The following is a 23,086-nucleotide window of genomic DNA, read 5'->3' as shown; positions in this document are numbered from 1 at the left end:
CACGGTATTGCGTGAATCTGAAACCTTGGTGCACCCACACTTTCCGAATGCACGAGTGCGCTCACCTTTGCTGATGAGCATTGATGCCGATAAAGCCGACACTTACATGCAAGAGCTGTTTGGCCCGATTAGCTTTGTCGTGAAAACCGAGAACACCGCACATTCAATTGAACTGGCTACGGATGCGGTTAAACAGCACGGTGCTATTACACTGGGTTGTTATACGAGTAGCGACAGTGTGCAGGAGCAGATAGAAGAAGCGGCAATTGATGGTGGTGTTGCCCTCAGCAGCAACTTAACCGGCGGTGTGTTCGTCAACCAAAGTGCGGCGTACAGTGATTTTCATGCCACGGGTTGTAACCCGGCAGCCAATGCCTGCTTATCAGATTTAGCGTATGTCGCGAATCGTTTTCGTGTAGTACAGAGCCGCCGTCACGCGTAGAGCGTTTGGGTTAGGTGCATTCTGGGTTAGCTGCGATAAAGGATATAAGTATGAGTCACGAAGCTATAAATTACGAAACTGTATTAGTTGATATCAAAGAGGGCGTTGGGGTCATTACTCTAAATCGCCCTAAGGTAATGAATGCCTTAAGTCAGACCTTAACCCGAGAGTTGGGTGAAGCAGTGGATGTCTTGGAAAACACGCAAGAGGTTGGTTGTATCATCATAACTGGTGGCGATAAGGTATTTGCTGCAGGTGCTGATATTAATGAGATGAAAGACCTGACGTTCCCACAGCTGTATATGGCAAATTTCCCCTATATTCAGCGTGATTGTTGGCGTGCTATAGATGAAGCACGCAAACCCATTATTGCTGCTGTAGCCGGTTTTGCATTAGGCGGTGGTTGTGAAATGGTCATGGCTTGTGATTTTATTATTGCAGGCGAGACTGCAAAATTTGGCCAGCCTGAAGTGAGTATCGGCACTATTCCGGGTGCTGGCGGGACTCAGCGTTTGACCAAGGCTGTGGGTAAAGCTAAAGCGATGGAGATGTGTCTTAGTGGCCGTATGATGGATGCTGCAGAAGCTGAGCGTAGTGGGTTGGTATCACGTATTGTCCCAGTAGAAGAGTTAGCTGAAACGGCCTTTAAAACGGCACGAAAAATTGCTTCAAACTCCCGACCTGTGGTGTACATGATAAAAGAGTCGGTCAATATGGCGGTAGATGCTTCATTGCGTGATGGTCTTGCGTTTGAGCGTCGTAACTTTGCATCGTCCTTTGCCTTTGAAGATTGCAAAGAAGGTATGACGGCGTTTGCTGAAAAACGTAAACCAGATTTTAAGCATCGTTAGCGGAGAATATTGTTCATGCTGAAAGGCAAGAAGGTTTGGATTACCGGTGCCAGTTCAGGTATCGGTGAAGCTACAGCAAGGCGACTGGCTAGCGAAGGCGTGTCTTTGGTGCTGAGTGCTCGCCGTGAAGATCGCTTAACTTCATTGGCGGATGAATTGCGTTTACTCGGTGTTAGTGTGAATGTTGAACCTGTCGATGTTTCTGATCGTGCTGGGATGGCTGTTCTAGGCGAGAGGCTTGCGGTTGCGGGTGGTGTTGATATTTTAATCAATAATGCTGGCACCATGCCTATTAGCCCAATATTGGCTGGTCGTCTTGATGAGTGGGAGCAGATGATAGACGTTAATATTAAAGGTGTGCTTTACGCTATTCATGCGGTTTATTCTGGCATGGCTGAACGTAAAAATGGCCATATTGTTAATATTAGCTCTATTGCGGCTCGTCAAACTTACCCAAGCGCTGGTGTCTATGCAGGAACCAAGCACGCTGTACGTGCTATTTCAGATACCTTGCGTAAAGAGGCTATTCGTTATGGTGTTAGGGTGACTGATATTCAGCCCGGAGCGGTTGCTACGGAGCTTCCTGATAGTATTGCACATGAGAAAATTCGTGATGCGGTAAAGGCGAATATGTACGCGGAGGGTTCAGCGATTCTAAAACCTGAAGATATAGCTAATGCAATTTTTTATGCGATAACGCAGCCTGACTACATTGATGTGAGTGAGTTACATATTCGCCCGATTATTCAAGAAAGCTAGTGATGTAGTAAAACCCGCTTTTATTATAAGGGGGACAAGTTAGACTGAGTTAAGTCTATTGTTCCTCTTTTTTATTTTCTTCTTTAAAATCATTTTTTTAGCTTTAATTCCCTCGCTTTTGACAGGCTTGTGCTATTGTCAAAATCTGATCTGCAGAAATTGAACATGTACAACTAATGTCGGTCATATAGGCGTAGTGTAAGCGCCTCAAATGAAGATTCTTTCATTGTGTATAGAAACTTTCTGATTTATTACAGCTAGTAGGATGGCTATTGTGTATTCGTTACTTATTTTTGACTGGGACGGGACGGTAATAGATTCGACCGCACGAATTGTGTCCAGTATGCAATCTGCTGCAAGAGATCTAAACTTAAGGCATTTACAGGACCATGAGGCTAGGGAGATTATCGGATTAGGTCTTCCTGAAGCAATCCAGGCATTGTATCCAGGTATTGATAACGAGTTGTTAGTGCCTATGCGTGAGCGCTATGTCTATCATTATATGGAAGGGGATAGTACGCCCACGTCGTTATTTCCTGGTGTGCAGAAAACGTTGGAGAGCCTGCATAAAAAAGGTTATCGGTTGGCTGTTGCTACAGGAAAAAGTCGACATGGTCTAGATCGAGTGTTAGCAGATACTGGACTTGGGTGGTTGTTTGAGGTCACTCGTTGTGCGGATGAAACGACATCGAAACCGAATCCTCATATGTTGGAAGAGATTTTGGCGCAAAGTGGAGTGTCAATCGAGAATGCTGTGATGATTGGCGACACTGAATTTGATCTAAAAATGGGTGTTCGGGCGGGGATGGCTACTATCGCTGTTAGCTATGGGGCGCATCATATTGATCGCTTGAAACAATACAATCCAGTTCTAGAGATGCATGCCTTTCCAGAGTTAGAGGTGTGGCTAGATTTGCAATCAGGAGAAGCAGTGTGAGTGAGAACGACAATCATTGGGATGAAAAAAAGGACGAGGGCTTGGATCGAGTGTTAGAAAAAGCCGCGAGTAAAAGTAGTAATAAGGAATGGAAGCTTATTGAAAAAATGCTCAATGGTTTGTTTGTTGAGCAGCGAAGAGCAAGGCGCTGGGGAATCTTTTTTAAGGGACTTACTTTTGCCTACTTGATTGCTATTCTAGGTATTTATTTTTCCAGCACATCTTTTACTGCAGATTTGGCAGGTAATAAGGCTGATCATACGGCTGTTATTGAGATTGCAGGGCCTATATCAGCTCAAGAGGCAGCCAATGCCGATAGTATTATTTGGTCTTTGCGCGACGCATTTAAAGCGGAAAGTGCTAAAGCTATTATTTTGCGTATAAATAGCCCTGGTGGCAGTCCTGTTCAGTCAGGTTATGTCTATGATGAAATTAAACGTTTACGGCTGTTGTACCCCGATAAACCCGTTTATGCAGTCATAATGGATATAGGTGCTTCTGGTGCTTATTATATTGCTGCTGCCGCAGATGAAATCTACGCAGATAAAGCGAGTTTGGTTGGTTCTATCGGCGTTATCTCTGGTGGTTTTGGGTTTGTGGACCTAATGGGTAAGGTTGGCGTAGAGCGCCGTGCAATGACGGCAGGTAAGAATAAAGGCTTCCTTGATCCGTTCAGCCCGATGAAGGACAGCGATAAAGTATTTTGGCAGTCCGTGCTAAACACTACGCATATGCAGTTTATTAATCAGGTAAAAAAAGGCCGTGGTGATAAACTGGTAGAAGAACCGGATTTGTTCACAGGCTTGGTATGGACCGGAGAGCAGGCGGTAGCAAAAGGTCTTATCGATGGTTTGGGTAGTGCTAGTTATGTTGCACGTGAAATAGTGGGTCAAGAGAAGCTGGTTGATTACTCTTCTCAAATGTCTCCATTAGACCAAGTGATTGAAAAATTTGGTGTGTCTTTCGGTAAAACAATAGCGACCCAGCTAGGTTTTGAAAGTGGGTATTCGTTGCGTTAATGTGTCAATAAAGGGTTATCTCTGATAGCCCTTTATTCTTTGTCCTACATGTGAAAAAGTATAGGTTATATGCTTGTCATACCGCGTTGATGTTAATGTTATTTAGCATCGAAATTAGTCTAATAAGCGGTAAGCCTACAAGCGCGTTAGGGTCTTCTCCCTCCAGTTTTTCGAATAGTGCTATTCCTAATCCCTCCGACTTAAAACTGCCGGCGCAATCTAGTGGGCTTTCCTTATCTATGTAATTTTCAATCATTTGGGCGGTGAGTTCACGAAAGTGAACATAAAAGGGAATTACTTCTGTCTGTGCGTGGTTGTGAAGCGTGTCTAATGTGCATAGTCCTGTCAGAAATGTAACGCGTTGCCCTGATGCTTGTTGTAGTTGTGTTCTCGCATTTTCTTTCGTGCCGGGTTTGCCAAGGATGAGGTTGTTGAGTACCGCGACTTGATCCGAGCCGATAATGACGCTGCCTGGGTGTTGGTCTGCGACAGCGCGGGCTTTTTCAGCAGCAAGGCGCATGACTAGTTGCGTAGCGTTTTCACCTGGATAAGGGCTCTCATCGATATCAGGGCTGTGACAGCTGTAAGGCAGTTGTAGCTTGTCCAAAAGGATACGGCGATAGGGTGAGCTGGAGGCTAAAACCAGAGGTTGCATGTTTCTTTTCCTTAAAGGCTTATGTATTGATGTGCAAACGCGTAAAATAGTAAACGTTTTTAAGAACGAAACCTTATTTTCCTTTGACAGGAGGGCCGCTGGGCCCTAGAATTGCGCGCTTATGTCGTACGGTAACTTACCGAAAATAGTTGATCCGCGAAAGCTTGCTGAGCGGGAAGTCCGAATTACCGGTCAGGCTAGTGTAAAAGAAATGCCTCGAGTAGGGTCCTATCTATGTGAAGATAGTGATGTTATTGATGTTAATCTTCTTTTTTCGCTGGATGAACGCAGAATTCGTATTATAACAGGTGATGCTAAAGGTCGTGTTCACATGACTTGTCAGCGTTGTTTGGAAGCGGTCCAAGTCGATGTCCAGGCTGAGTTCAATCTGGCTATCGCGTTCAATGAGGAGAAGGCAAAGCAGCTGCCTCGCTATTATGATCCATTGATCGTTGAGGACGAAGAGATCGAACTATTGCACGTCATTGAAGAGGAGTTGATTCTCAGTCTGCCATTAGTTCCATACCATACAGACTGTAGTATTCAAACCCAATTCGGTGATGCGGATATGGCTGAAAAGCCGGAAAATGAAAAACCGAACCCGTTTAAAGTATTGGCCCAGTTGAAGGCCAATAAGAAATGATTTAGGAGTTAACTCACCATGGCAGTACAGAAAAACAAAAAGTCTCGTTCACGTCGTGATATGCGCCGTTCACACGATGCTTTGACTGGTCCGACTTTGTCTGTAGACGCAACGACAGGTGAGACTCACCGTCGTCACCAAGTGACAGCTGACGGTTTCTACCGTGGTCGTCAGGTTGTAAATCAAGATAGCGAATAATTTCGTTGTCGAATCGCGTCACTCTCTCGGTTGATGCGATGGGTGGGGACTTTGGTCCCCACGCGATCCTTCCAGCATCTCTCTTTGCTTTAGAGCGTCATCCATATCTGACAATTTTGCTTATAGGTGAGATTGAGCAGTTAGAATCTCTTCTTGCAGCGCAGCGTATTACTGATTCCGTAAGGTCTCGGTTGAAAATCATGCCGTCTGGCGAGTCGGTATCAATGGACGATAAGCCATCGATAGCGATTAGACATCGACAAGATTCCTCTATGTCTCTTGCTGTAAAAGCAGTGGCTGAAAATCAAGCAGATGCATGTGTTAGTGCTGGTAATACAGGTGCTCTTATGGCATTTGGGCGTTTAGTGCTGAAAATGCTGCCAGGAATTGATAGGCCTGCCATTATTGCTTCAGTACCCACGTTAAATGGTCACTGCTATATGCTGGATTTAGGTGCTAATGTTGATTGCAGTGCTGAGCACTTGTTGCAGTTTGCCATAATGAGCACTGTTATGGTTGAGGCAGTTGATAACAACCCTTGTCCGACGGTTGGTTTACTAAATGTCGGTGAAGAGGCTATTAAGGGTAATGAGCAAGTACGGCTCGCAAATAAGCTTATATGTGAGCAGTCAAACCTGAATTATATCGGTTACGTTGAAGGTAATGATGTCTTTGCTGGTAGGGCCGATATTGTTGTTTGTGATGGTTTTGTGGGTAATGTTACGCTCAAAAGTAGTGAAGGTTTGGCGCGTTTGATTTCTAATCGTGTTCGCCAGAGCTTTTCACACACTTTATACCGGCGTTGTTTGGCTTTCTTGGCTCGTCCCGTGTTGAAAGAGATGCAAGAGCAGATGGATCCCTCTCGTTTAAATGGCGCGACTCTTCTTGGTTTGCAAGGTATCGTTATGAAAAGTCATGGAAGTGCTGATCAAAAATGCTTCGGTTATGCATTGGATCGTGCTGTTGCGGAGGTTTTGCAAAACGTACCTGGTAAAATAAGTGAGCGCTTGTCCGGTTACTTGTCTTCAGTGGGTGATTAAGTCGTTCTAATTCTGTCGCAATATTGTAAACTACACATCTTTTTAGCATAGCAAGCTTATGCTGTTTATCAGATTTTAGTGAGTTGAGGACATTTATGTCGCAGTCTTTTGCTTTTGTTTTTCCTGGGCAGGGTTCCCAGCAAGTCGGTATGTTGGCTGCATTAGCTGCTGAAAACCCAATTATTCAAAACACATATTCTGAAGCGTCGGCCGTATTAGGCTATGACTTGTGGGACCTTGTACAGAATGGTCCTGAAGCAGATCTTAATCAAACGGACAGAACTCAGCCTGCATTGCTGGTGTCGGGTGTTGCGTTATGGCGCTTATGGCTAGAAAAAGGCGGTGCTAAGCCTTCAATAATGGCCGGTCATAGCTTGGGTGAATATACAGCTCTTGTGTGTGCTGGTGCTATCGATTTCGCCGATGCTGTCAATTTGGTTAAATTGCGTGGCGAATATATGCAGCAAGCGGTGCCTGCGGGTACGGGTGCTATGGCTGCTATCCTTGGTTTGGCTGATGATGCGATTAAATCCAGCTGTCAGCAGGCTGAGCAGGGGCAGGTTGTTTCTCCGGTGAATTACAACTGCCCTGGGCAAGTTGTTATTGCAGGCGAGAAAGACGCTGTTGAAAGAGCTATTGCAGCGTGCAAAGAAGCCGGTGCTAAACGTGCTATTCCTTTGCCTGTTAGCGTGCCTTCTCATTGTTCTTTGATGAAGCCCGCTGCGGATAAATTAGCACAAGCATTGGCAAGTATTACGATTTCTATGCCTGAAATACCAGTGGTTCAAAATGTTGCAGCATCTTTGCCTGAGAGTGTTGAGCAGTTAGCTGAAAACTTATTAGCTCAACTGTATAGTCCTGTTTTGTGGACGAACAGTGTGCAGGCAATGGTTGATCAAGGTGTAGATACGACTATTGAATGTGGTCCAGGCAAGGTACTATCTGGATTGAATAAAAAAATTCACAAGCCGTTAGTGGTTAAAGCAATAAATGACCCGGCAGGGGTGGATGTTGCGTTAGCGCTGTAACAAATAAGGAAAGTTGAGATGAGTATTGAAGGTAAAATTGCCCTTGTTACAGGTGCGACACGCGGCATTGGTAAAGCTATCGCATTAGAGCTTGGCCGTCAGGGTGCTATTGTAGTTGGCACAGCAACCAGTGATTCAGGTGCAGGCTCCATTAGTGGTTATCTCTCTGAGGCTGGTATAGCGGGTAAGGGCCTAACGTTGGATGTGTCGTCTGCAGAGTCGGTTGAGTCTGTTATTAAGGCGATTCAGGACGAATTTGGTGCCGTGGCTATTTTAGTTAATAATGCTGGCATTACTCGTGATAATATCATGCTCCGTATGAAAGAAGATGAATGGGATTCTGTATTAAATACAAACCTGACGTCGGTCTATCGTGTGGTGAAAGGTTGCTTGAGAGGTATGACAAAAGCGCGCTGGGGGCGTATTATCAGCGTCAGCTCGGTAGTTGCTTCTATGGGCAATGCTGGTCAGGCCAACTACGCTGCTGCGAAATCAGGTATGGAAGGTTTTACACGAGCGCTTGCACGTGAAATTGGTTCGCGTAATATTACGGTCAATTGTGTTGCACCTGGATTTATCGATACAGATATGACCAGTGGACTACCAGAAGAACAGAAAGCGGCTTTGCAGTCTCAGATTCCTATGAATCGTCTGGGACGCCCTGAAGAGATTGCATCTGTAGTAGGATTCCTTGCAAGTGATGGAGGAGCGTACGTTACAGGTGAGTCAATCCAGGTAAATGGCGGCATGTACATGAGTTAAATCAGCGTATTTGCTTTTAGGAATTGTTTTTCTTGGCAATTTGTTGATAATTGGCCGTCAGCCGAAACGAATTTAAACTACCTGCTTGCTATGTATAGGTGGGTTCTAATAAAATCACGATTTCATACCTTCGGTGTGAAGGGTTGATAAAAAGATAGGAAGAGTTATGAGCAATATTGAAGAGCGCGTTAAAAAAATCATCGCTGAACAGCTGGGTGTTAAAGAAGAAGAAGTGATCAACGCAGCTTCTTTCGTAGAAGATTTAGGTGCTGATTCTCTCGACACTGTTGAGTTGGTAATGGCTCTTGAAGAAGAGTTTGAAACTGAGATTCCAGATGAAGAAGCTGAAAAGATCACGACTGTTCAGCTGGCTATCGATTACGTAAGCGCTCATCAGTAATCGAACCGTTTCTTGATCAAATTTTGATTAAAGTTTGATCGAAAAGCCGCATCTATATACGTAGAGTGCGGCTTTTCTATTTCTATAGATTTTAAATGGAGTGGCGCTATGTCTCGCAGAAGAGTGGTGGTTACCGGAATGGGTATGTTATCGCCGGTAGGTAACACTGTCCAAGACGCTTGGGATTCTATTCTCGCAGGTAAAAGTGGGGCGGCGTCTATTGAACATTTTGATGCTTCTCAGTTTTCTACACGCTTCTCAGCTTCTATTAAGGGGTTCGATGTTGCTGAGTATATGAATCCTAAAGATGCGCGTAAAATGGATTTGTTCATCCAATACGGAATGGCTGCGGCTGCTCAGGCAATAAATGATTCTGGCCTTGAAGTGACTGATGCTAATGCAACGCGTATAGGCTGTGCTGTTGGTTCGGGTATTGGTGGGCTGACACTTATTGAAAATACTCACAACATATTGAAAAAAAGTGGCCCAAGACGTATTTCTCCGTTTTTTGTGCCGGGCAGCATTATTAATATGATTTCGGGTAATCTTGCGATTAAGTATGGTCTAAAAGGCCCGAATATTGCTATTACAACCGCGTGTACAACAGGCACACATAATATTGGTTCAGCTATGCGAATGATCCAGTATGGTGATGCAGATGTTATGTTGGCAGGTGGTGCTGAAATGGCCACGACAGAATTAGGCTTGGGAGGTTTCGCGGCTGCGCGTGCCTTGTCAACGCGCAATGATGATCCTCAAAGAGCAAGTCGTCCTTGGGACCGTGATCGCGACGGTTTCGTCTTAGGTGATGGCGCTGGTGTGCTTGTTATTGAAGAATATGAGCATGCTAAAGCACGTGGTGCAGATATTTATTGTGAGCTAGCGGGGCTTGGTATGAGTGATGATGCTCATCATATGACCGCGCCTCCTGCTACGGGAGAAGGTGCTGCTAACTCAATGGCTAATGCTATTCGTGATGCTGGCTTGAATGTCGATCAGGTGAATTATATTAATGCGCATGGTACATCAACGCCGGCGGGTGACTTAGCAGAAACGAATGCTGCTAAACGGGTATTTGGCAACGCCACTGATGCTTTGCGAATGAGTTCTACTAAGTCAATGACGGGGCATCTACTGGGTGCGGCGGGAGCTGTTGAAGCTATTTTTTCTATTTTGGCTATCAGAGATCAGGTTGCACCTCCGACGATAAACCTTGATAACCCCTCAGATGGGTGTGATTTGAACTATGTAGCTCACGATGCTCAGCCATGCGTTATAGATGCTGCTGTATCTAATTCATTTGGTTTTGGTGGTACAAATGGCACATTAGTTTTTCGTAAAATCTGATAGTGCTTGATCTTATAAGGGTTAATGGCGCTGAGTCTCATGAATTAGCGATCACTGATCGGGGCTTATGTTATGGCGATGGTTTATTTGAAACTATTAAAGTAATACAAAATAAGCCCTTATTATGGGGCGCGCATATAGCTCGCTTACAGGCTGGTTGTACACGTTTGGGAATTCCCATTAATGGACTTGAAGAGCGTTTCAGCACAGACCTTAAAGACCTTCTGTCCATTAATCCTTATCATACTGCTGTATTAAAACTCACCGTGACTCGAGGTTCGGGTCCTCGTGGCTACTTTCCACTAAAAAAACCTAAGTCGACTACTATAACGGCGTTATCTGAAGCGGCTGATTTTACTCAAAAAGCAAATGATGGTGTCACGCTTCGTTGGTGTAGTACCCCTTTATCGATTAATCCATTACTTGCGGGCATGAAGCACTTGAATCGCCTAGAGCAAGTGCTTGCAAGGCAAGAGTGGGATAACCCTCATATATCAGAAGGGCTAATGAGAGACCCTGACGGGTATCTGGTTGAGGGGACTATGAGTAACCTCTTTTGGTGCAAGCAGGGGCAGATCTATACGCCTGAGTTGGACCGTTGTGGTGTTGCTGGTGTGTTGCGTCAAACTATTATAGATATTGCTGCAGTACAGCTTAAGCCGGTTAAAATTGGGCGCTTTACTGATGAAGCATTAAGCAGTGCTGAAGAAATTTTTATTTGTAACTCGCTTATCGATATTTGGCCTGTAGTTCAGCTGGATAGCGAAAGTTGGGACATTGGACCGCTTACACAGCAGTTACAAACCTTGTTGAAAAAGGAATATAACGTTTGAAACGGGTATTAGTATTATTTTTTGTTTTATTGTTATTAGGCGCAGCCGCTATGGGTTGGTTGTGGCAGGATATGCATCGCTATATGAATGCGTCGATTAACCTAAAAAGCGATATTCCTTCTTTGATCGTCTCTAAGGGAACATCATTTAACCGCTTGTTAAGCGCTTTAGAGCATGGCGGCGTTATTAATAAGCCTCTCTATTTTAAAGCTTATGCGCGTATCAATAAGCTAGGTGTGAAAATTAAAGCGGGTGAGTATCTGGTTGAGAAGGGTTTAAGTCCAAATGAATTGCTGCAAAAACTGGTATCGGGTAAAGGTGTGCAACATAGTTTTACGGTAATAGAAGGCACAACCTTTAAGCAGTTAAGGGCGCAGTTAGCTCAACGTACAGAGCTTATTAAGCAAACCTTGTCTGATAAAACCGATGTGGAAATACTAGCGGCTTTGGGGGCTAAAGAATCACACCCTGAGGGGCTTTTTTTAGCGGATACATTTCAGATAGAGCGCAACTCTACAGATTTGGCTTTGCTTGAGCGCAGTTATAAAGCTCAGCAGCAGGCGCTTAGCAAGCTTTGGGAAGCGCGTGATACAAAGCTACCCTACAAAACGTCCTACGAAGCGTTGATTATGGCGTCTATCGTTGAAAAAGAAACAGCCGTAGCCGCTGAACGCCCTCTTATTGCAGGTGTGTTTATTAAACGTTTAAAAATAGGGATGCGTTTACAAACAGATCCTACTGTTATCTACGGTATTGGTGATAAATATACAGGTAATATTACGCGCAAAGATTTGCGTAAGCCTACCGCTTATAACACTTACACTATCAATGGCTTACCGCCTACCCCAATAGCGATGGTGGGGCGTGAGGCTATTCAAGCTGCATTAAACCCCAAAGTAGGAAAGTCTTTATATTTCGTTGCTAAGGGTGATGGCCGTCATCAGTTTTCACCCTCGCTGAAGGCGCATAACAGGGCAGTAAGGCAATACCAGTTAAGACGTAAACAACAATACCGCTCAACGCCGGAGAAGTGATGGATATTGTAAAAAAAGGTTGCTTTATCACCATCGAAGGTACAGAAGGCGTTGGTAAAAGCACCAATGTTGAGTTTATTCGCCAGTATTTGTCGAATAAAGGCATTGATTTGCGGTTGACCCGTGAGCCAGGCGGTACGCCACTCGCAGAAGAGATTCGGGGGTTGTTACTTCAGCCTAGAGATGAAAAGGTGAGTGATGATGCTGAGATTCTTCTAGTGTTTGCTGCCAGAGCACAGCATGTTGATCAAGTAATTAAACCATCTTTGGAGCAAGGGCAATGGGTGCTTAGTGACCGTTTTACTGATGCAACCTTTGCTTACCAGGGCGCAGGGCGCGGTATTAGCTGGAATCGCATACAGCAGCTTGAGCAATACGTGCTCGGGGATTTACGCCCAGACCTTACAATCCTATTGGACTTGCCTGTCGATATTGGCATTGCCAGAGCAAAAGAGCGAGGCGCACTGGATCGCTTTGAGCAGGAAAAACATGACTTCTTCGAGAAAGTCAGGCAAGGGTATCATCATCGTTTAAGAGCCGAGCCAGGTCGCTTTGCTTTAATTGATGCCTCTCGGTCTTTAGAAAATGTACAGCAACAAATTGCTGCTGCTTTGGCTGAAAAACTGGATATTAAGTAATGGAAATTAGTGATCGTTACCATTCGCTCAATGCGGCTATTTACCCTTGGTTTGAGGAACAGTGGCAAAGAGTATTGCGTTTGCATAATGATAATCACTTGCCACATGCATTGCTACTCAGTGGTATGCAGGGAATAGGTAAGGCGCGTTTAGCTGAGTCAATTGCGGGCTATGTGATGTGCCATCAGCCTCAGGCCAATTCAGCGTGCGGGCAATGCCGTAGTTGTGTCTTATTAAACTCAAGTGGACACCCCGACTTGTACTTTCTTCGTCCAGAAGAAAAAGGTAAGCCGATTAAAGTTGATCAGGTCCGACAGTTAACCGAGTTTATGCACAATACTGCTCAGCAAGGTGGGTATCGTGTTGTTGTGCTTGAACCGGCTGAATCTATGAATATTTCAGCTGCGAATGCCTTGTTAAAAACACTGGAAGAACCGGGTCGTGATACGTTACTTATTCTGATTACTCATCAATTAGGGCAAGTGCTTCCTACGGTAAAAAGCAGGTGTCAGCGCTTAGATTGCCACCCTCCGGGCGAAACAGTCGCTGTTGAATGGTTGGTTGAGACGCTTTCCGTTGAGCGCCAGGAAGCGTTACAGCTGCTTAAGGTCGTGCATGGTGCGCCGTTAGCTGGAGTAGATTTTAAGCAGCAAGGGCATCAGGCACTTAGAGCTGATTTTCTGACGGCTTTAAGAGATATTCTTAGGCAGCGTAAATCACCACTAGAAGTTGCTGGGCAATTTCTAAAAGCCGATCTAGACTTGTTGTTAGGGTGGTTACAAGGCCTGCTTGCAGATATTACGCGTATACTATTAATGGGCAGTGATGAGTTAGTCCGTAATAAGGATATGCAAAAAATGTTAAAGGGTGTTGCTAAAAACAGCACAAAGGATAAAATCTTTACGTTAGCTGATCTGATTCAATTTGAAAGGCTGGGCCTACAGCGCAGACAAAACCCAAATAAGCAGCTATTGTTAGAACGTATACTCATAGATTGGTCTGCACTCGTGCGATCCTAGAGAAGGAGTTCTCAAGATACAATGTCAGTTGTTCCGCGCATAAGCCACGGCATATTGTCTCTTAATATAGAGACCAAAGAAGATCTGTATAAGGCTTACATGCCTTTTGTTGCCAATGGTGGGATATTTATTCCCACGGCTCGCTCATATCAGCTTGGTGAAGAAGTATTTATGCTTCTTACTCTAATGGATGATCCTGATAAGATACCGGTGACGGGTAAAGTTATCTGGGTGACACCTAAAGCACCGCAAGGCGGTAAAAAGCCGGGTATTGGTATTCAGCTATCCCCTGAAGATACGACACTTGTTCAGAAAATCGAGACTCACCTGGCTGGGGCTCTTAACTCTGGTCGTCCAACTAACACTCTTTAATTTGTATTCTTATGTTCATTGATTCTCATTGTCACCTCGACAAGTTAGACCTGTCTCCATACGATAATAATTTTCCTGCCATGTTGGCCGCTGCTTTTGAAAGAGATATTTCACGCTTACTATGTGTCTCTATTGATATTGAGCAGTTTGAAGGGATGTATAAGCTAATAGAAGATCAAGCCAAGATTTTTGCCTCTTTTGGCGTTCATCCACTTCATGTTGAAGATGAGGCAGGGGTGATTTCGGTTCAAGGTTTACTTGATAAAACAAAGCAGCACTCCAAAATTGTCGCTATTGGTGAAACCGGGCTTGATTATTTTTATCAAACCGAGACAAAAGTACTGCAACAGCAAAGCTTTATTAATCATTTACAAGCGGCGGCTCAATTAGCCTTGCCCGTTATAGTTCATACACGAGATGCGCGTGAAGACACGCTGGCACTTATTCGCGCTCATGGAGGAGATGCTGGCGGTGTATTGCATTGCTTTACCGAATCTCTTGAAATGGCAAAAGCCGCGTTAGATATGAATTATTTAATTTCGTTTTCTGGCATTGTAACTTTTCGCAATGCACAAGAGCTACGCGATGTTGTTAAAGCCATTCCGTTAGAAAAAATTCTGATAGAAACCGATGCGCCTTATCTTGCCCCGATTCCTCACAGAGGTAAGAAAAATGAACCTAAATATGTGGTTGAGGTTGCTCAGTGTATCGCCGATATCAAAGGGGTTTCATTAGAGAAGGTTGCACAAGTATCCACTGAGAATTTCTATCGACTGTTTTCAAAAGCCGCAGAATTGGATGGTTTGAGGTAATGTGGACGATGCCGCCGGTTGATTACATAGAGCCGTTGTTTCGGCCGCCCAGTGAGGCGCATTCTCTTATCTTGCAGGTCACTAACGGTTGTAGTTGGAATCGTTGTGTCTATTGTGAGATGTACACGCAGCCCCAGAAAAAATTCAAACCAAAATCTGAAAAAGAAATACTAGCGGAAATTCAGCGTTGCGGTGAGCAGTTGCCGAATACGCGTCGAATTTTTCTAGCAGATGGAGATGCGATGGCGCTCTCTTTTAGGCGTCTGAAGAGCATCCTTGAAGCAATTAAAGCGAATCTTCCTAAGGTGACGCGCATAACGGCTTATTGCTTGCCAAGTAATGTAAAGAAAAAAACAGTTGAAGAGCTAGCAGAATTAAAATCACTCGGATTATCGATGCTTTATATCGGCGTTGAAACCGGAGATGATGAGCTGCTTTCGCTAATTGATAAAGGTGAAACCTACCAATCTACCTATGATGGTTTAATAAAATTACAAGCAGCCGGTATTAAGCGCTCGGTCATGGTGATTAATGGTTTAGGTGGGCAGTTGTATAGTGAGCAGCATGCGCGCGAAACAGCGCGCTTAATGAACGCCACACAACCTGAATACTTAGCGAGCTTGGTGTTGTTCTTTTCTAACGGCGAGCAGCGTTACCGAGAAGCCTTTAATGGCGGGTATCATAGTATGAATGATATTCAATTATTTAAGGAAATGCAGCAGTTTATCGGAGCGTTAGATCTACAAAAAACCATTTTTAGAAGTGATCATGCATCTAATGTATTGGTGTTAAAAGGAGTGTTTGGTGCAGATAAAGCACGTTGTTTAGAGCAGCTAGAAGCAGCAATTTCTGGTGAGTCATCTGTCTTTTTACGACATTCTAGCGACAGAAGTCTCTAGTTTCTTACTTCTTTGGTACTTTTCTTTGGCGCTTTCTTTTTTGTCCTGTTTTGGTGTGTTATAAACTTTAGTACTAATTATTATAAAAACACACGGTATTATAAAAAACCACATCAGCAGGAATATTCATATGAGACGTCCCGTTCGAATTGCCGTTACTGGTGCCGCTGGCGCAATTAGCTATAGCCTTTTATTTAAAATAGCCGCTGGTGAGATGATGGGCAAAGACCAGCCAGTTATATTGCAGCTTATTGAGTTGCCTCATGCGATGGAGTCCCTTCGCGGTGTTGCAATGGAGCTGGAAGATTGTGCGTACCCTCTACTACATACTATTACTTTGCATGATAACGTTGAAGATGGCTTCAAGAGCGCACATTATGCGCTGTTAGTTGGCGCTAGACCGCGTGGCCCAGGCATGGAGCGTAGTGATCTTTTAGAGGTTAATGCAGAGATTTTCGCTCGCCAAGGTAAAGCCCTTAATGACTATGCCAACCGAGATGTAAAAGTACTGGTCACGGGTAACCCCGCTAATACTAATGCATTGATCGCTAGCCGTAATGCGCCTGATTTAAGCCCTTCACAGTTCACCTGTTTAACACGCCTCGACCACAATCGTGCTAAAGGAATTCTTGCTAGCCAATCCGGTGCTACTGCGCGAGATATTAACGGAATTATTATCTGGGGTAACCATTCGCCTACACAGTATCCAGACCTGCATCATGCGACTATCTTAGGTGAGCCTGCGTTATCGCAAATTGATTTTAACTGGTATAACGATGTCTTCATTCCACAAATTCAGCAACGTGGTGGTGAGATTATTCAGGCGCGTGGTTTATCCAGTGCCGCTTCTGCAGCGCAGGCTATTGTCAATCAAATGCATGATTGGGTTCTGGGTACAGAGCCTGGTGAAATTGTCAGCATGGGGATTCTTAGCGATGGTAGTTATGGTATTGCTAAAGGCATCTTTTACTCATATCCAGTGCGTTGTAACTATGGTCGCTACCAGATTGTTCAAGGTATCGAGATCAACGACTATAGTCGTAATCGTCTGACTACTACTGAGAAAGAGCTACTAGAAGAAAGGTCCGTGATTGACCATCTGCTTCCAAAAGAAACAGAGGCGTCGCATCTTAACCTGTCCATTTGTTTGCGCTCTGGTGTGACCTTGTATGCTGATGGCACAGGCCCAGATCAAAATAGTAAATTCATGACAACAAACCGCGTTATGTAAGTTTATTAGGCAGTAATTAAAAAGCCTCTGTTAGTTAGCAGAGGCTTTTTGATATGTGCGTTGAGTAGTGTTTAATAAAGGCCCTATAGGTGGTTTAATTGGGGTCGTCTTCAGTATCTGGAGTAATACTGATCATCATTTTATTAATGTCCAACAAAATGGTGAGTAGGCCGTTATAGTAACAAACGCCTTGTACAAAGCGTCTGCTGGACTCATCTCCTGCAATATTGGGTGCTCGTTCAATATCATCTTGAGGAATGTTGATCACTTCATCGACACTATCAACGACAAGCCCAACGACTTCTTGCTCGTTATAATCAACCATGATGATACGTGTATTATCATCGACTTCGGTAAGCGGCATTTTAAAGAGTCGGCGTGTATCTAAGACAGTAGCAACATTACCACGTAAGTTAATAATGCCCAGGATATAATGCTCAGCGCCAGGCACCGGCGTCATATCTGAATAACGAAGGACTTCTTTTACCTTCATTACATCAATGCCATAAAGCTCTTTATTAACTTTAAAAGTAGCCCATTGATGGTAGACAATTTCTTCTTGATTGGCTCGTTTTGCACGCTCTTTTTTGTCCTTGCTGGACTGCATGCCTTCGATCGATTTTAGTTGGTCTGATTCAGCTTGTAAGCTCATGTTAATCTGTCCACTTATAATGACTGCTTAGCGTAAAGACAATTGTTTAAAATAGATTTGAAAATAGCTTAAACATAGATTGTATATAGGTTTTAGCATAGCGCAGATTTTTAATAAGTGTACTTTTCACCGGTTTTTTATAAGCAATTGGTTGGTTTAGGTAATCCTGCAAGTTTAGCTGCCTGCTTTGCAGGGCTCTCAGGAAAGAGTTTCATTAGGTGCATGCTTTTCCCCTTGCTTGGGCCTAATGCAAGTCCAACCGCTTTTACCAGTGGGCGCATGGCGGGTGATAATTCGTATTGCTGATAAAAATCACGAATAACCTGAATAATCTCCCAATGAGCATCGCTCAGCTGGATGTTCTCTTCAATGGCAAGGTAGCTAGCCACAGCTCCTGACCACTCTTCTAGATTGAGTAGGTAGCCTTCGTCATCCAGCGCTATTGCATGGCCTTCAATCATGACTTGTCGCATCAGAACCAACTCACTGTTTTAGAGTGCTGACATGCTAAATTAACAAACTGCTGGTCATCAACGATGCTTGTATTGTTGCTTTCAGTTACTACCAGGCCGCGGGCTTGCACATCAGCAGATAAAAAGCTGATGTTGATGCCCTCTAATGTGCTTAGTTGCTCAGCAATCGTTGTATGTGTGGCAGCGTAAACGCCATTTTCAATGATGAGCAGTGTATCCCCAGGCAACAAAGCGGCCATACAGGAGTGCCATAGCGCTAAGTTAGAAGGGGACTTATTGATGGTATGTAGTGTCGTCATGTTTAAAATCTCAATACCACATCGTGGTTACGAATCATCAAGGCAATACCTGCCTCGTTTACAAACTCAGCAGGCAAGACTAGCTGATCCAGTGTGATTTGCTGTATTTGTGCAGCTAGAGTTTCGATATAGATATTTTCAATATCGTACATGGGTAGGGCTGAGCAAATGCTGGCTAGGTTTTTTTGCTGGATCTGCTGTGGCTGCTGAGATTTCAGTAATAGCGCTGGCGCATCTTGCGTTAATACTAGAGAAACAGGCAGGCCGAAAGCCGCTGCTGTTAGTGCAACATCTAATGCCTCTTTGGCATGAGCATCGCCGTAAGGAGCGCGCGAAAGGATGAGCAAAATTTTCTTTTGTTGCATGCTAGGCTCCAAAAGTAATAAGGCGATCAGAAATGATAGCAGCTTCGCTGAGCTGCCCTAAGCCTGATAGCTCATAAGGGGCTTGGCTGTTAAAGGAGCCTTTCTCATGACGTTTTGCTTCTGCTTTATCCATCACGCCACGCTTTAAAGCAGCGGCAATACAGACAACAAGATCAAGTTCGTGTGCTTGTGCTAGCTCTTTCCAGAGCTGATGTATATTTTGCTCATCTCGAGGTGGTGCACTTAGCTCTGACGCTGTATGTACACTTTCTCCATAAAAGAAGATGCGATGTATCTTGTGTCCTGCTTTGAGTGCGCTGTCGGCAAAGCGATAAGCTGTATGCGCTGACTGGCTATTATGAGCAGAACCATAAATAAGAATGGAAAAAAGCATGAGGAATCCGTACAAAGAAAAACGCCCCGTTATCTTAGCAAAGAAAACGAGGCGTGTGATGTAGCGATGCGAGTATTAGTCGTCGCTTAAAAAGCCAGTCAAAGCAAGGAGGTGAATAAATAGGTTGTAGATATTCAGATACAAGCTTGTTGTTGCCATGATGTAGTTTGTGTAGGTGCCGTTAACGATGTTGCTGGTGTCATACAAAATAAAGCCAGCCATTAACAGAACAACCAATGCAGATAGTGCTAGGTGGAAACCACCAACATTCACGCCAAACATTGGCAGAATGAACATAGCAACCATAGCAATGATCGCGACCATCATGCCTGCAGACAGAAAGCCACCCATGAAGCTGAAGTCTTTGCGGCTAGTGAGTACATAAGCAGACAAGCCCACAAATGTTAGTGCTGTCATGCCCATTGCTGTCATGATGATTTCGCCGCCATTAGGCAGGCCAAGGTATTGATTAAGAATCGGACCTAAGCCAAATCCCAATAAACCAGTGAAACCAAAAACAAGTGGTAAAGCAGCAGCGCTATTTTGTTTTTTATGCAAAATAAACAGCAAAACAAAACTACCAATAACGCTTCCTAGGTACATCATAAAAGGAGGGTTAATCGCCATGGAAATACCGGCAGTTACTGCACTGAAGACTAACGTCATGGACAGTAGCATGTAGGTATTGCGAATTACCTTGTTCGTTTGCAGAACGGATTGTTCTGAGTGTTTGCTAAGTGAATGTGCGTTACTCATGTTTTCCCCGGAAGTTCATATTGTTAACTAATAGCTATAATGGCTACTTCTGTGGTCATTTCAAGTGTTATGACCCTATTCTGCGATAAAGATTCCAAGTAAAATGCCGATTCATCTGATTTATCGCCTGGAATGATTAATACCCTTATGCCTTATCTGGATATCCTTTATCAGGATGACGACCTCATTGCTGTTCATAAACCTGCTGGCTTATTGGTCCATCCAAGCTGGATAGCACCTAAAAATACACCAAATCTGGTTTACTCGTTGAAAACCTATTTTAGAGGTGCGCCTGTTCATACGATTCACCGTTTGGACCGTGCGACGTCAGGCGTTATTGTGTTTGCCAAAAATAAACTGATGGCGCAAAAGATGAATAGCTTGTTTGCTGAGCGGAAGGTTAAAAAAACCTATTTGTGTGTTACGAGAGGATTTACGCCCCAAGAAGGAGTGATCGATTACGCGCTAAAGCCTATTCACGACAAAATGGCTGACCCATTGGCTGATCCAGACAAGCCGGCAAAGGAAGCCGTGTCTGCTTATCGTCGTTTAGGCACGGTTGAATTACCGATCGCTGTTGGTAAGTATCCTTGTGCCCGTTACTCCTTAGTAGAGGTTAAACCGCAAACGGGACGTAAGCATCAAATTCGCCGGCATATGAAACATCTGCTGCACCCACTAATTGGTGATACTAATTATGGTGAAGGGCGGCATAATCGTCTTTTTCGAGAGCATTTTGAAACACGCCGAATGTTATTGATGGCCACTGAATTAACCTTTGAGCATCCAGGTAGCGGTGAAGAGCTGACGATTAAGGCGCCGGTCACACGTAAAGTTGCAAACTTATTTGATCGACTCGGTTGGCAAGGTCTTTATCCAGAGCAAAAATCTAAACAATCGCTGGAAACAGTAGAAGCTTTAGCCGGTGAAATGGATGAATTAGATGCAGCTTGTGCTAGTGAAGATTAATTAAATTCATACTGCAGAAGTAACCACCTTCGTCTGATTGAAGTTAATGCTTTTTGTAGACATATTCAGTTTGTGCAGACCGTTAAATTGCGTATCCTGTAGGCTGAAATTTTCAGAAGAAAATTACTCCATTTTATTAAAGGACAGTTGGGTTCAATGATTAAGCAGCGGTCACTGAGTGACATTATTAAAAACAACAAAAAAATTAAAGTTGGTATCATTGGTGCGATGGATCAAGAAGTAGATATTCTTCGAGATCGTTTAGAAGATCGCGAGCAACATTTGATTGCCGGTTATGATTTTTATACAGGCTCATTGGCAGGTCTAGACGTTGTTTTGCTCAAGTCGGGTATTGGCAAGGTCAATGCTGCGGTGAGTACTGCGTTGTTGTTACATGAATTTAATCCTGATTGTATTATCAACACAGGATCGGCGGGTGGTTTTGACCCCGAACTAAACGTTGGCGATATCGTGATCTCCTCTGAAGTACGCCATCATGATGTTGACGTGACTATTTTTGGTTATGAGCCTGGTCAAGTGCCGGGCTTACCCGCAGCATTTGAGCCCGACGTGACATTAGCCCGAATGGCTGAACAATCTATAGAGCGCTTACAAGGTATGCGCACTGTTCATGGCTTGATTGCCACAGGTGATAGCTTCATGAATGACCCTGTGCGTGTAGAGCATACACGTACTGTGTTTCCAGCAATGAAAGCGGTTGAGATGGAAGCAGCGGCTATCGCACAAACCTGCCATCAATTTGCAACGCCATTTATTGTGATTCGAGCGCTATCAGATATCGCCGGTAAAGAGTCGCATCTGTCTTTTGATCAGTTTCTTGATATCGCAGCGATACACTCAGCCGAAATGGTTGTTGAGATTGTTCGCGCACTGGCTAAGCTCTAACGTTAAAGTTGGCTCTATAAGGTAGGCTTTGTAAAGGTTACCTTTGAGCGACTAAATTTATATTAAAGCAGTTTGTTGTATGAGTTTAACTAGATTCATACAGAAAATTTCACATACAAGTTTCCGAGAAGTTTACTAAAAGAGAGTTTCTATGATTAAGTCGTTTCATCCACCGCAAAGAATTTTAATGGGCCCTGGCCCTTCAGATGTAAGCCCTCGTGTTTTAGAGGCGATGGCTCGCCCAACGATAGGTCATCTGGACCCTGCTTTTGTACAGATGATGGATGAACTTAAAGTTCTGCTAAAAGCAGCCTTTAAAACTGAAAATGAACTCACCATGCCTGTTTCCGCACCGGGTTCTGCCGGAATGGAAGCCTGCTTTGTAAACCTGGTTGAGCCTGGTGAAAAAGTCATTGTCTGCCAGAACGGTGTGTTTGGCGGCCGCATGAAAGAAAATGTGGAGCGCTTTGGTGGCGAAGCAGTATTGGTATCGGATGACTGGGGCACGCCGGTTAGTGTCGATAAAGTAAAAGCTGCTTTTGAAGCACACCCCGATGCTAAAATTTTAGCTTTTGTACATGCTGAAACATCAACAGGTGTTCGTTCTGATGCACAGGCACTGTGTAAGCTTGCTCAGGAATATGGCGCATTAACTATCGTTGATGCGGTAACGTCACTCGGCGGTACTGAATTAGAAGTAGATGCATGGGGTATTGATGCTATCTACTCGGGAACACAAAAATGCTTGTCGTGTCCACCAGGGATCTCGCCAGTAAGCTTTGGCCCTAAAGCCGTAGCCAAGGTACAAGCGCGTGAATCAAGAGTGCCTAGCTGGTTCCTTGATAAAAAATTGGTGATGGGTTACTGGGGTGGCGAAGGTAAGCGTGCTTATCACCACACTGCACCGGTTAACTCTCTTTATGCACTGCACGAAGCACTCGTAATGCTGCAAGAAGAAGGCTTAGAAAACGCTCAAGAACGCCACGATCATCACCATCAAGCGCTTAAAGCAGGCTTAGAAGCAATGGGTATTCAATTCTTAGTAGAAGAAGCATACCGTTTACCGCAATTGAATACTGTTATTGTGCCAGAAGGCGTTGATGAAGCGGCTGTACGTAGTGCATTGTTGAATAACTATGGCCTAGAGATTGGCGCTGGTCTAGGTGCGTTGGCTGGTAAGGTATGGCGTATCGGTTTGATGGGTGCTGCGTGTAACCGCCGTAACGTAACGCTATGTTTGTCTGCACTAGAAAGCACCTTGGTACAGATGGACGCACCGGTTAATGCGGGTAAAGCATTGGCAGCAGCAGAAGCCTTTTATAAAGGTTAATTGATTCACGATAAGTGTATTAG

Annotated in this window: 29 protein-coding genes and 1 pseudogene; 23 read left to right on the top strand and 7 right to left on the bottom strand. The window is 44.2% G+C overall.

Translation table 11 applies throughout. The annotated features are described in order from the left end of the window. From G511_RS24540 to G511_RS0113435, 5 genes and pseudogenes are all read left to right on the top strand, one after another. A pseudogene (locus G511_RS24540) lies at positions 1-442 on the top strand (phenylacetic acid degradation protein PaaN); the annotation flags it as partial. A 50-nt stretch (positions 443-492) separates the two neighbouring features. After that, entirely contained in the window at positions 493-1,293 is an 801-nt protein-coding gene (locus tag G511_RS0113450) for an enoyl-CoA hydratase-related protein (RefSeq protein WP_425411399.1), read from the top strand. A 15-nt stretch (positions 1,294-1,308) separates the two neighbouring features. Next, a complete protein-coding gene (locus tag G511_RS0113445) occupies positions 1,309-2,052 on the top strand; it encodes an SDR family oxidoreductase (protein WP_036552041.1) in 744 nt (247 codons plus the stop codon). A 265-nt stretch (positions 2,053-2,317) separates the two neighbouring features. Continuing rightward, positions 2,318-2,989: an HAD-IIIA family hydrolase gene (locus G511_RS0113440; protein WP_036552040.1), complete on the top strand. Its 672-nt coding sequence runs from the start codon at positions 2,318-2,320 to the stop codon at positions 2,987-2,989. Beyond that, positions 2,986-4,008, top strand: a complete 1,023-nt coding sequence (locus G511_RS0113435; protein ID WP_036552039.1) for a S49 family peptidase — start codon at positions 2,986-2,988, stop codon at positions 4,006-4,008. The genes G511_RS0113440 and G511_RS0113435 overlap by 4 nt, the downstream gene beginning before the upstream one ends. A 76-nt stretch (positions 4,009-4,084) precedes the next feature. Here the strand turns inward: G511_RS0113435 and G511_RS0113430 are convergent, their stop codons facing one another. Next, on the bottom strand, positions 4,085-4,663 hold the full coding sequence (locus G511_RS0113430) for a Maf family protein (protein WP_028470084.1): 579 nt from the start codon (positions 4,661-4,663) through the stop codon (positions 4,085-4,087). Between the two features lie 211 nt (positions 4,664-4,874). On the opposite strand from G511_RS0113430, the gene G511_RS0113425 reads away from it, so the two are divergent. From G511_RS0113425 to G511_RS0113355, 15 genes are all read left to right on the top strand, one after another. Beyond that, the gene (locus G511_RS0113425; protein WP_245574028.1) at positions 4,875-5,306 is read left to right on the top strand and encodes a YceD family protein; all 432 of its coding nucleotides are present in this window, start codon (positions 4,875-4,877) and stop codon (positions 5,304-5,306) included. A gap of 18 nt (positions 5,307-5,324) precedes the next feature. Next, positions 5,325-5,504, top strand: coding sequence for a 50S ribosomal protein L32 (rpmF, locus tag G511_RS0113420; RefSeq protein ID WP_028470082.1), 180 nt, complete (start codon positions 5,325-5,327; stop codon positions 5,502-5,504). 5 nt (positions 5,505-5,509) lie between these two features. Then, positions 5,510-6,544, top strand: a complete 1,035-nt coding sequence (plsX, locus tag G511_RS0113415) for a phosphate acyltransferase PlsX (protein WP_028470081.1) — start codon at positions 5,510-5,512, stop codon at positions 6,542-6,544. 95 nt (positions 6,545-6,639) lie between these two features. Beyond that, positions 6,640-7,572: an ACP S-malonyltransferase gene (gene fabD / locus G511_RS0113410; RefSeq protein ID WP_028470080.1), complete on the top strand. Its 933-nt coding sequence runs from the start codon at positions 6,640-6,642 to the stop codon at positions 7,570-7,572. 18 nt (positions 7,573-7,590) lie between these two features. After that, positions 7,591-8,334 carry a 3-oxoacyl-ACP reductase FabG gene (gene fabG / locus G511_RS0113405; RefSeq protein ID WP_028470079.1) on the top strand — a complete coding sequence of 248 codons (744 nt, stop codon included), beginning with the start codon at positions 7,591-7,593 and terminating at the stop codon, positions 8,332-8,334. Between the two features lie 166 nt (positions 8,335-8,500). Continuing rightward, entirely contained in the window at positions 8,501-8,734 is a 234-nt protein-coding gene (gene acpP / locus G511_RS0113400; protein ID WP_028470078.1) for an acyl carrier protein, read from the top strand. Between the two features lie 108 nt (positions 8,735-8,842). After that, positions 8,843-10,081, top strand: a complete 1,239-nt coding sequence (gene fabF, locus G511_RS0113395) for a beta-ketoacyl-ACP synthase II (protein ID WP_028470077.1) — start codon at positions 8,843-8,845, stop codon at positions 10,079-10,081. Between the two features lie 2 nt (positions 10,082-10,083). Next, entirely contained in the window at positions 10,084-10,914 is an 831-nt protein-coding gene (gene pabC / locus G511_RS0113390) for an aminodeoxychorismate lyase (RefSeq protein WP_036552036.1), read from the top strand. Next, positions 10,911-11,948 carry an endolytic transglycosylase MltG gene (gene mltG / locus G511_RS0113385; protein ID WP_028470075.1) on the top strand — a complete coding sequence of 346 codons (1,038 nt, stop codon included), beginning with the start codon at positions 10,911-10,913 and terminating at the stop codon, positions 11,946-11,948. Before pabC ends, mltG begins: the two co-directional genes overlap by 4 nt. Beyond that, the gene (gene tmk / locus G511_RS0113380) at positions 11,948-12,586 is read left to right on the top strand and encodes a dTMP kinase (protein WP_036552034.1); all 639 of its coding nucleotides are present in this window, start codon (positions 11,948-11,950) and stop codon (positions 12,584-12,586) included. Before mltG ends, tmk begins: the two co-directional genes overlap by 1 nt. After that, positions 12,586-13,605, top strand: a complete 1,020-nt coding sequence (locus tag G511_RS0113375; protein ID WP_036552033.1) for a DNA polymerase III subunit delta' — start codon at positions 12,586-12,588, stop codon at positions 13,603-13,605. Before tmk ends, G511_RS0113375 begins: the two co-directional genes overlap by 1 nt. Positions 13,606-13,626: 21 nt before the next feature. Continuing rightward, complete coding sequence (locus tag G511_RS0113370; RefSeq protein WP_028470072.1) at positions 13,627-13,977, top strand: PilZ domain-containing protein; 351 nt, start codon at positions 13,627-13,629, stop codon at positions 13,975-13,977. Positions 13,978-13,988: 11 nt separating this feature from the next. Next, entirely contained in the window at positions 13,989-14,789 is an 801-nt protein-coding gene (locus tag G511_RS0113365; protein ID WP_028470071.1) for a TatD family hydrolase, read from the top strand. An 8-nt stretch (positions 14,790-14,797) separates the two neighbouring features. Beyond that, a complete protein-coding gene (locus tag G511_RS0113360) occupies positions 14,798-15,688 on the top strand; it encodes a radical SAM protein (protein ID WP_036552063.1) in 891 nt (296 codons plus the stop codon). A 130-nt stretch (positions 15,689-15,818) separates the two neighbouring features. After that, entirely contained in the window at positions 15,819-16,919 is a 1,101-nt protein-coding gene (locus G511_RS0113355; protein ID WP_028470069.1) for a malate dehydrogenase, read from the top strand. 94 nt (positions 16,920-17,013) lie between these two features. On the opposite strand, the gene G511_RS0113350 is transcribed toward G511_RS0113355, so the two are convergent. From G511_RS0113350 to G511_RS0113325, 6 genes are all read right to left on the bottom strand, one after another. Next, positions 17,014-17,571: a chemotaxis protein CheW gene (locus G511_RS0113350; protein ID WP_028470068.1), complete on the bottom strand. Its 558-nt coding sequence runs from the start codon at positions 17,569-17,571 to the stop codon at positions 17,014-17,016. A 137-nt stretch (positions 17,572-17,708) separates the two neighbouring features. After that, complete coding sequence (locus tag G511_RS0113345) at positions 17,709-18,044, bottom strand: TusE/DsrC/DsvC family sulfur relay protein (RefSeq protein ID WP_028470067.1); 336 nt, start codon at positions 18,042-18,044, stop codon at positions 17,709-17,711. Next, on the bottom strand, positions 18,044-18,343 hold the full coding sequence (gene tusB, locus G511_RS22900; protein WP_051222045.1) for a sulfurtransferase complex subunit TusB: 300 nt from the start codon (positions 18,341-18,343) through the stop codon (positions 18,044-18,046). The genes G511_RS0113345 and tusB overlap by 1 nt, the downstream gene beginning before the upstream one ends. A 2-nt stretch (positions 18,344-18,345) precedes the next feature. After that, positions 18,346-18,708, bottom strand: coding sequence for a sulfurtransferase complex subunit TusC (gene tusC / locus G511_RS0113335; protein WP_028470066.1), 363 nt, complete (start codon positions 18,706-18,708; stop codon positions 18,346-18,348). Between the two features lies 1 nt (position 18,709). Next, complete coding sequence (tusD, locus tag G511_RS0113330; RefSeq protein WP_028470065.1) at positions 18,710-19,102, bottom strand: sulfurtransferase complex subunit TusD; 393 nt, start codon at positions 19,100-19,102, stop codon at positions 18,710-18,712. Between the two features lie 75 nt (positions 19,103-19,177). Next, on the bottom strand, positions 19,178-19,858 hold the full coding sequence (locus G511_RS0113325; protein ID WP_028470064.1) for a Bax inhibitor-1/YccA family protein: 681 nt from the start codon (positions 19,856-19,858) through the stop codon (positions 19,178-19,180). 132 nt (positions 19,859-19,990) lie between these two features. Here G511_RS0113325 and G511_RS22895 point away from each other — a divergent pair, with 132 nt between their 5' ends. The 3 genes from G511_RS22895 to G511_RS0113310 all read left to right on the top strand — a co-directional run bounded on the left by G511_RS22895 (position 19,991) and on the right by G511_RS0113310 (position 23,063). Continuing rightward, positions 19,991-20,827, top strand: coding sequence for a pseudouridine synthase (locus tag G511_RS22895; protein ID WP_245574025.1), 837 nt, complete (start codon positions 19,991-19,993; stop codon positions 20,825-20,827). A 156-nt stretch (positions 20,828-20,983) separates the two neighbouring features. Then, entirely contained in the window at positions 20,984-21,733 is a 750-nt protein-coding gene (mtnN, locus tag G511_RS0113315) for a 5'-methylthioadenosine/S-adenosylhomocysteine nucleosidase (protein ID WP_211224909.1), read from the top strand. Positions 21,734-21,884: 151 nt separating this feature from the next. After that, positions 21,885-23,063: a pyridoxal-phosphate-dependent aminotransferase family protein gene (locus G511_RS0113310; RefSeq protein WP_028470062.1), complete on the top strand. Its 1,179-nt coding sequence runs from the start codon at positions 21,885-21,887 to the stop codon at positions 23,061-23,063. The last annotated feature ends 23 nt before the right edge of the window (positions 23,064-23,086 follow it).

The sequence above is a fragment of the Neptunomonas japonica DSM 18939 genome (assembly GCF_000422765.1).
Taxonomy (GTDB): domain Bacteria; phylum Pseudomonadota; class Gammaproteobacteria; order Pseudomonadales; family Balneatricaceae; genus Neptunomonas; species Neptunomonas japonica.
Note: the sequence above shows the minus strand (reverse complement) of the source record. Positions and strands in the feature narration are given on the sequence as shown.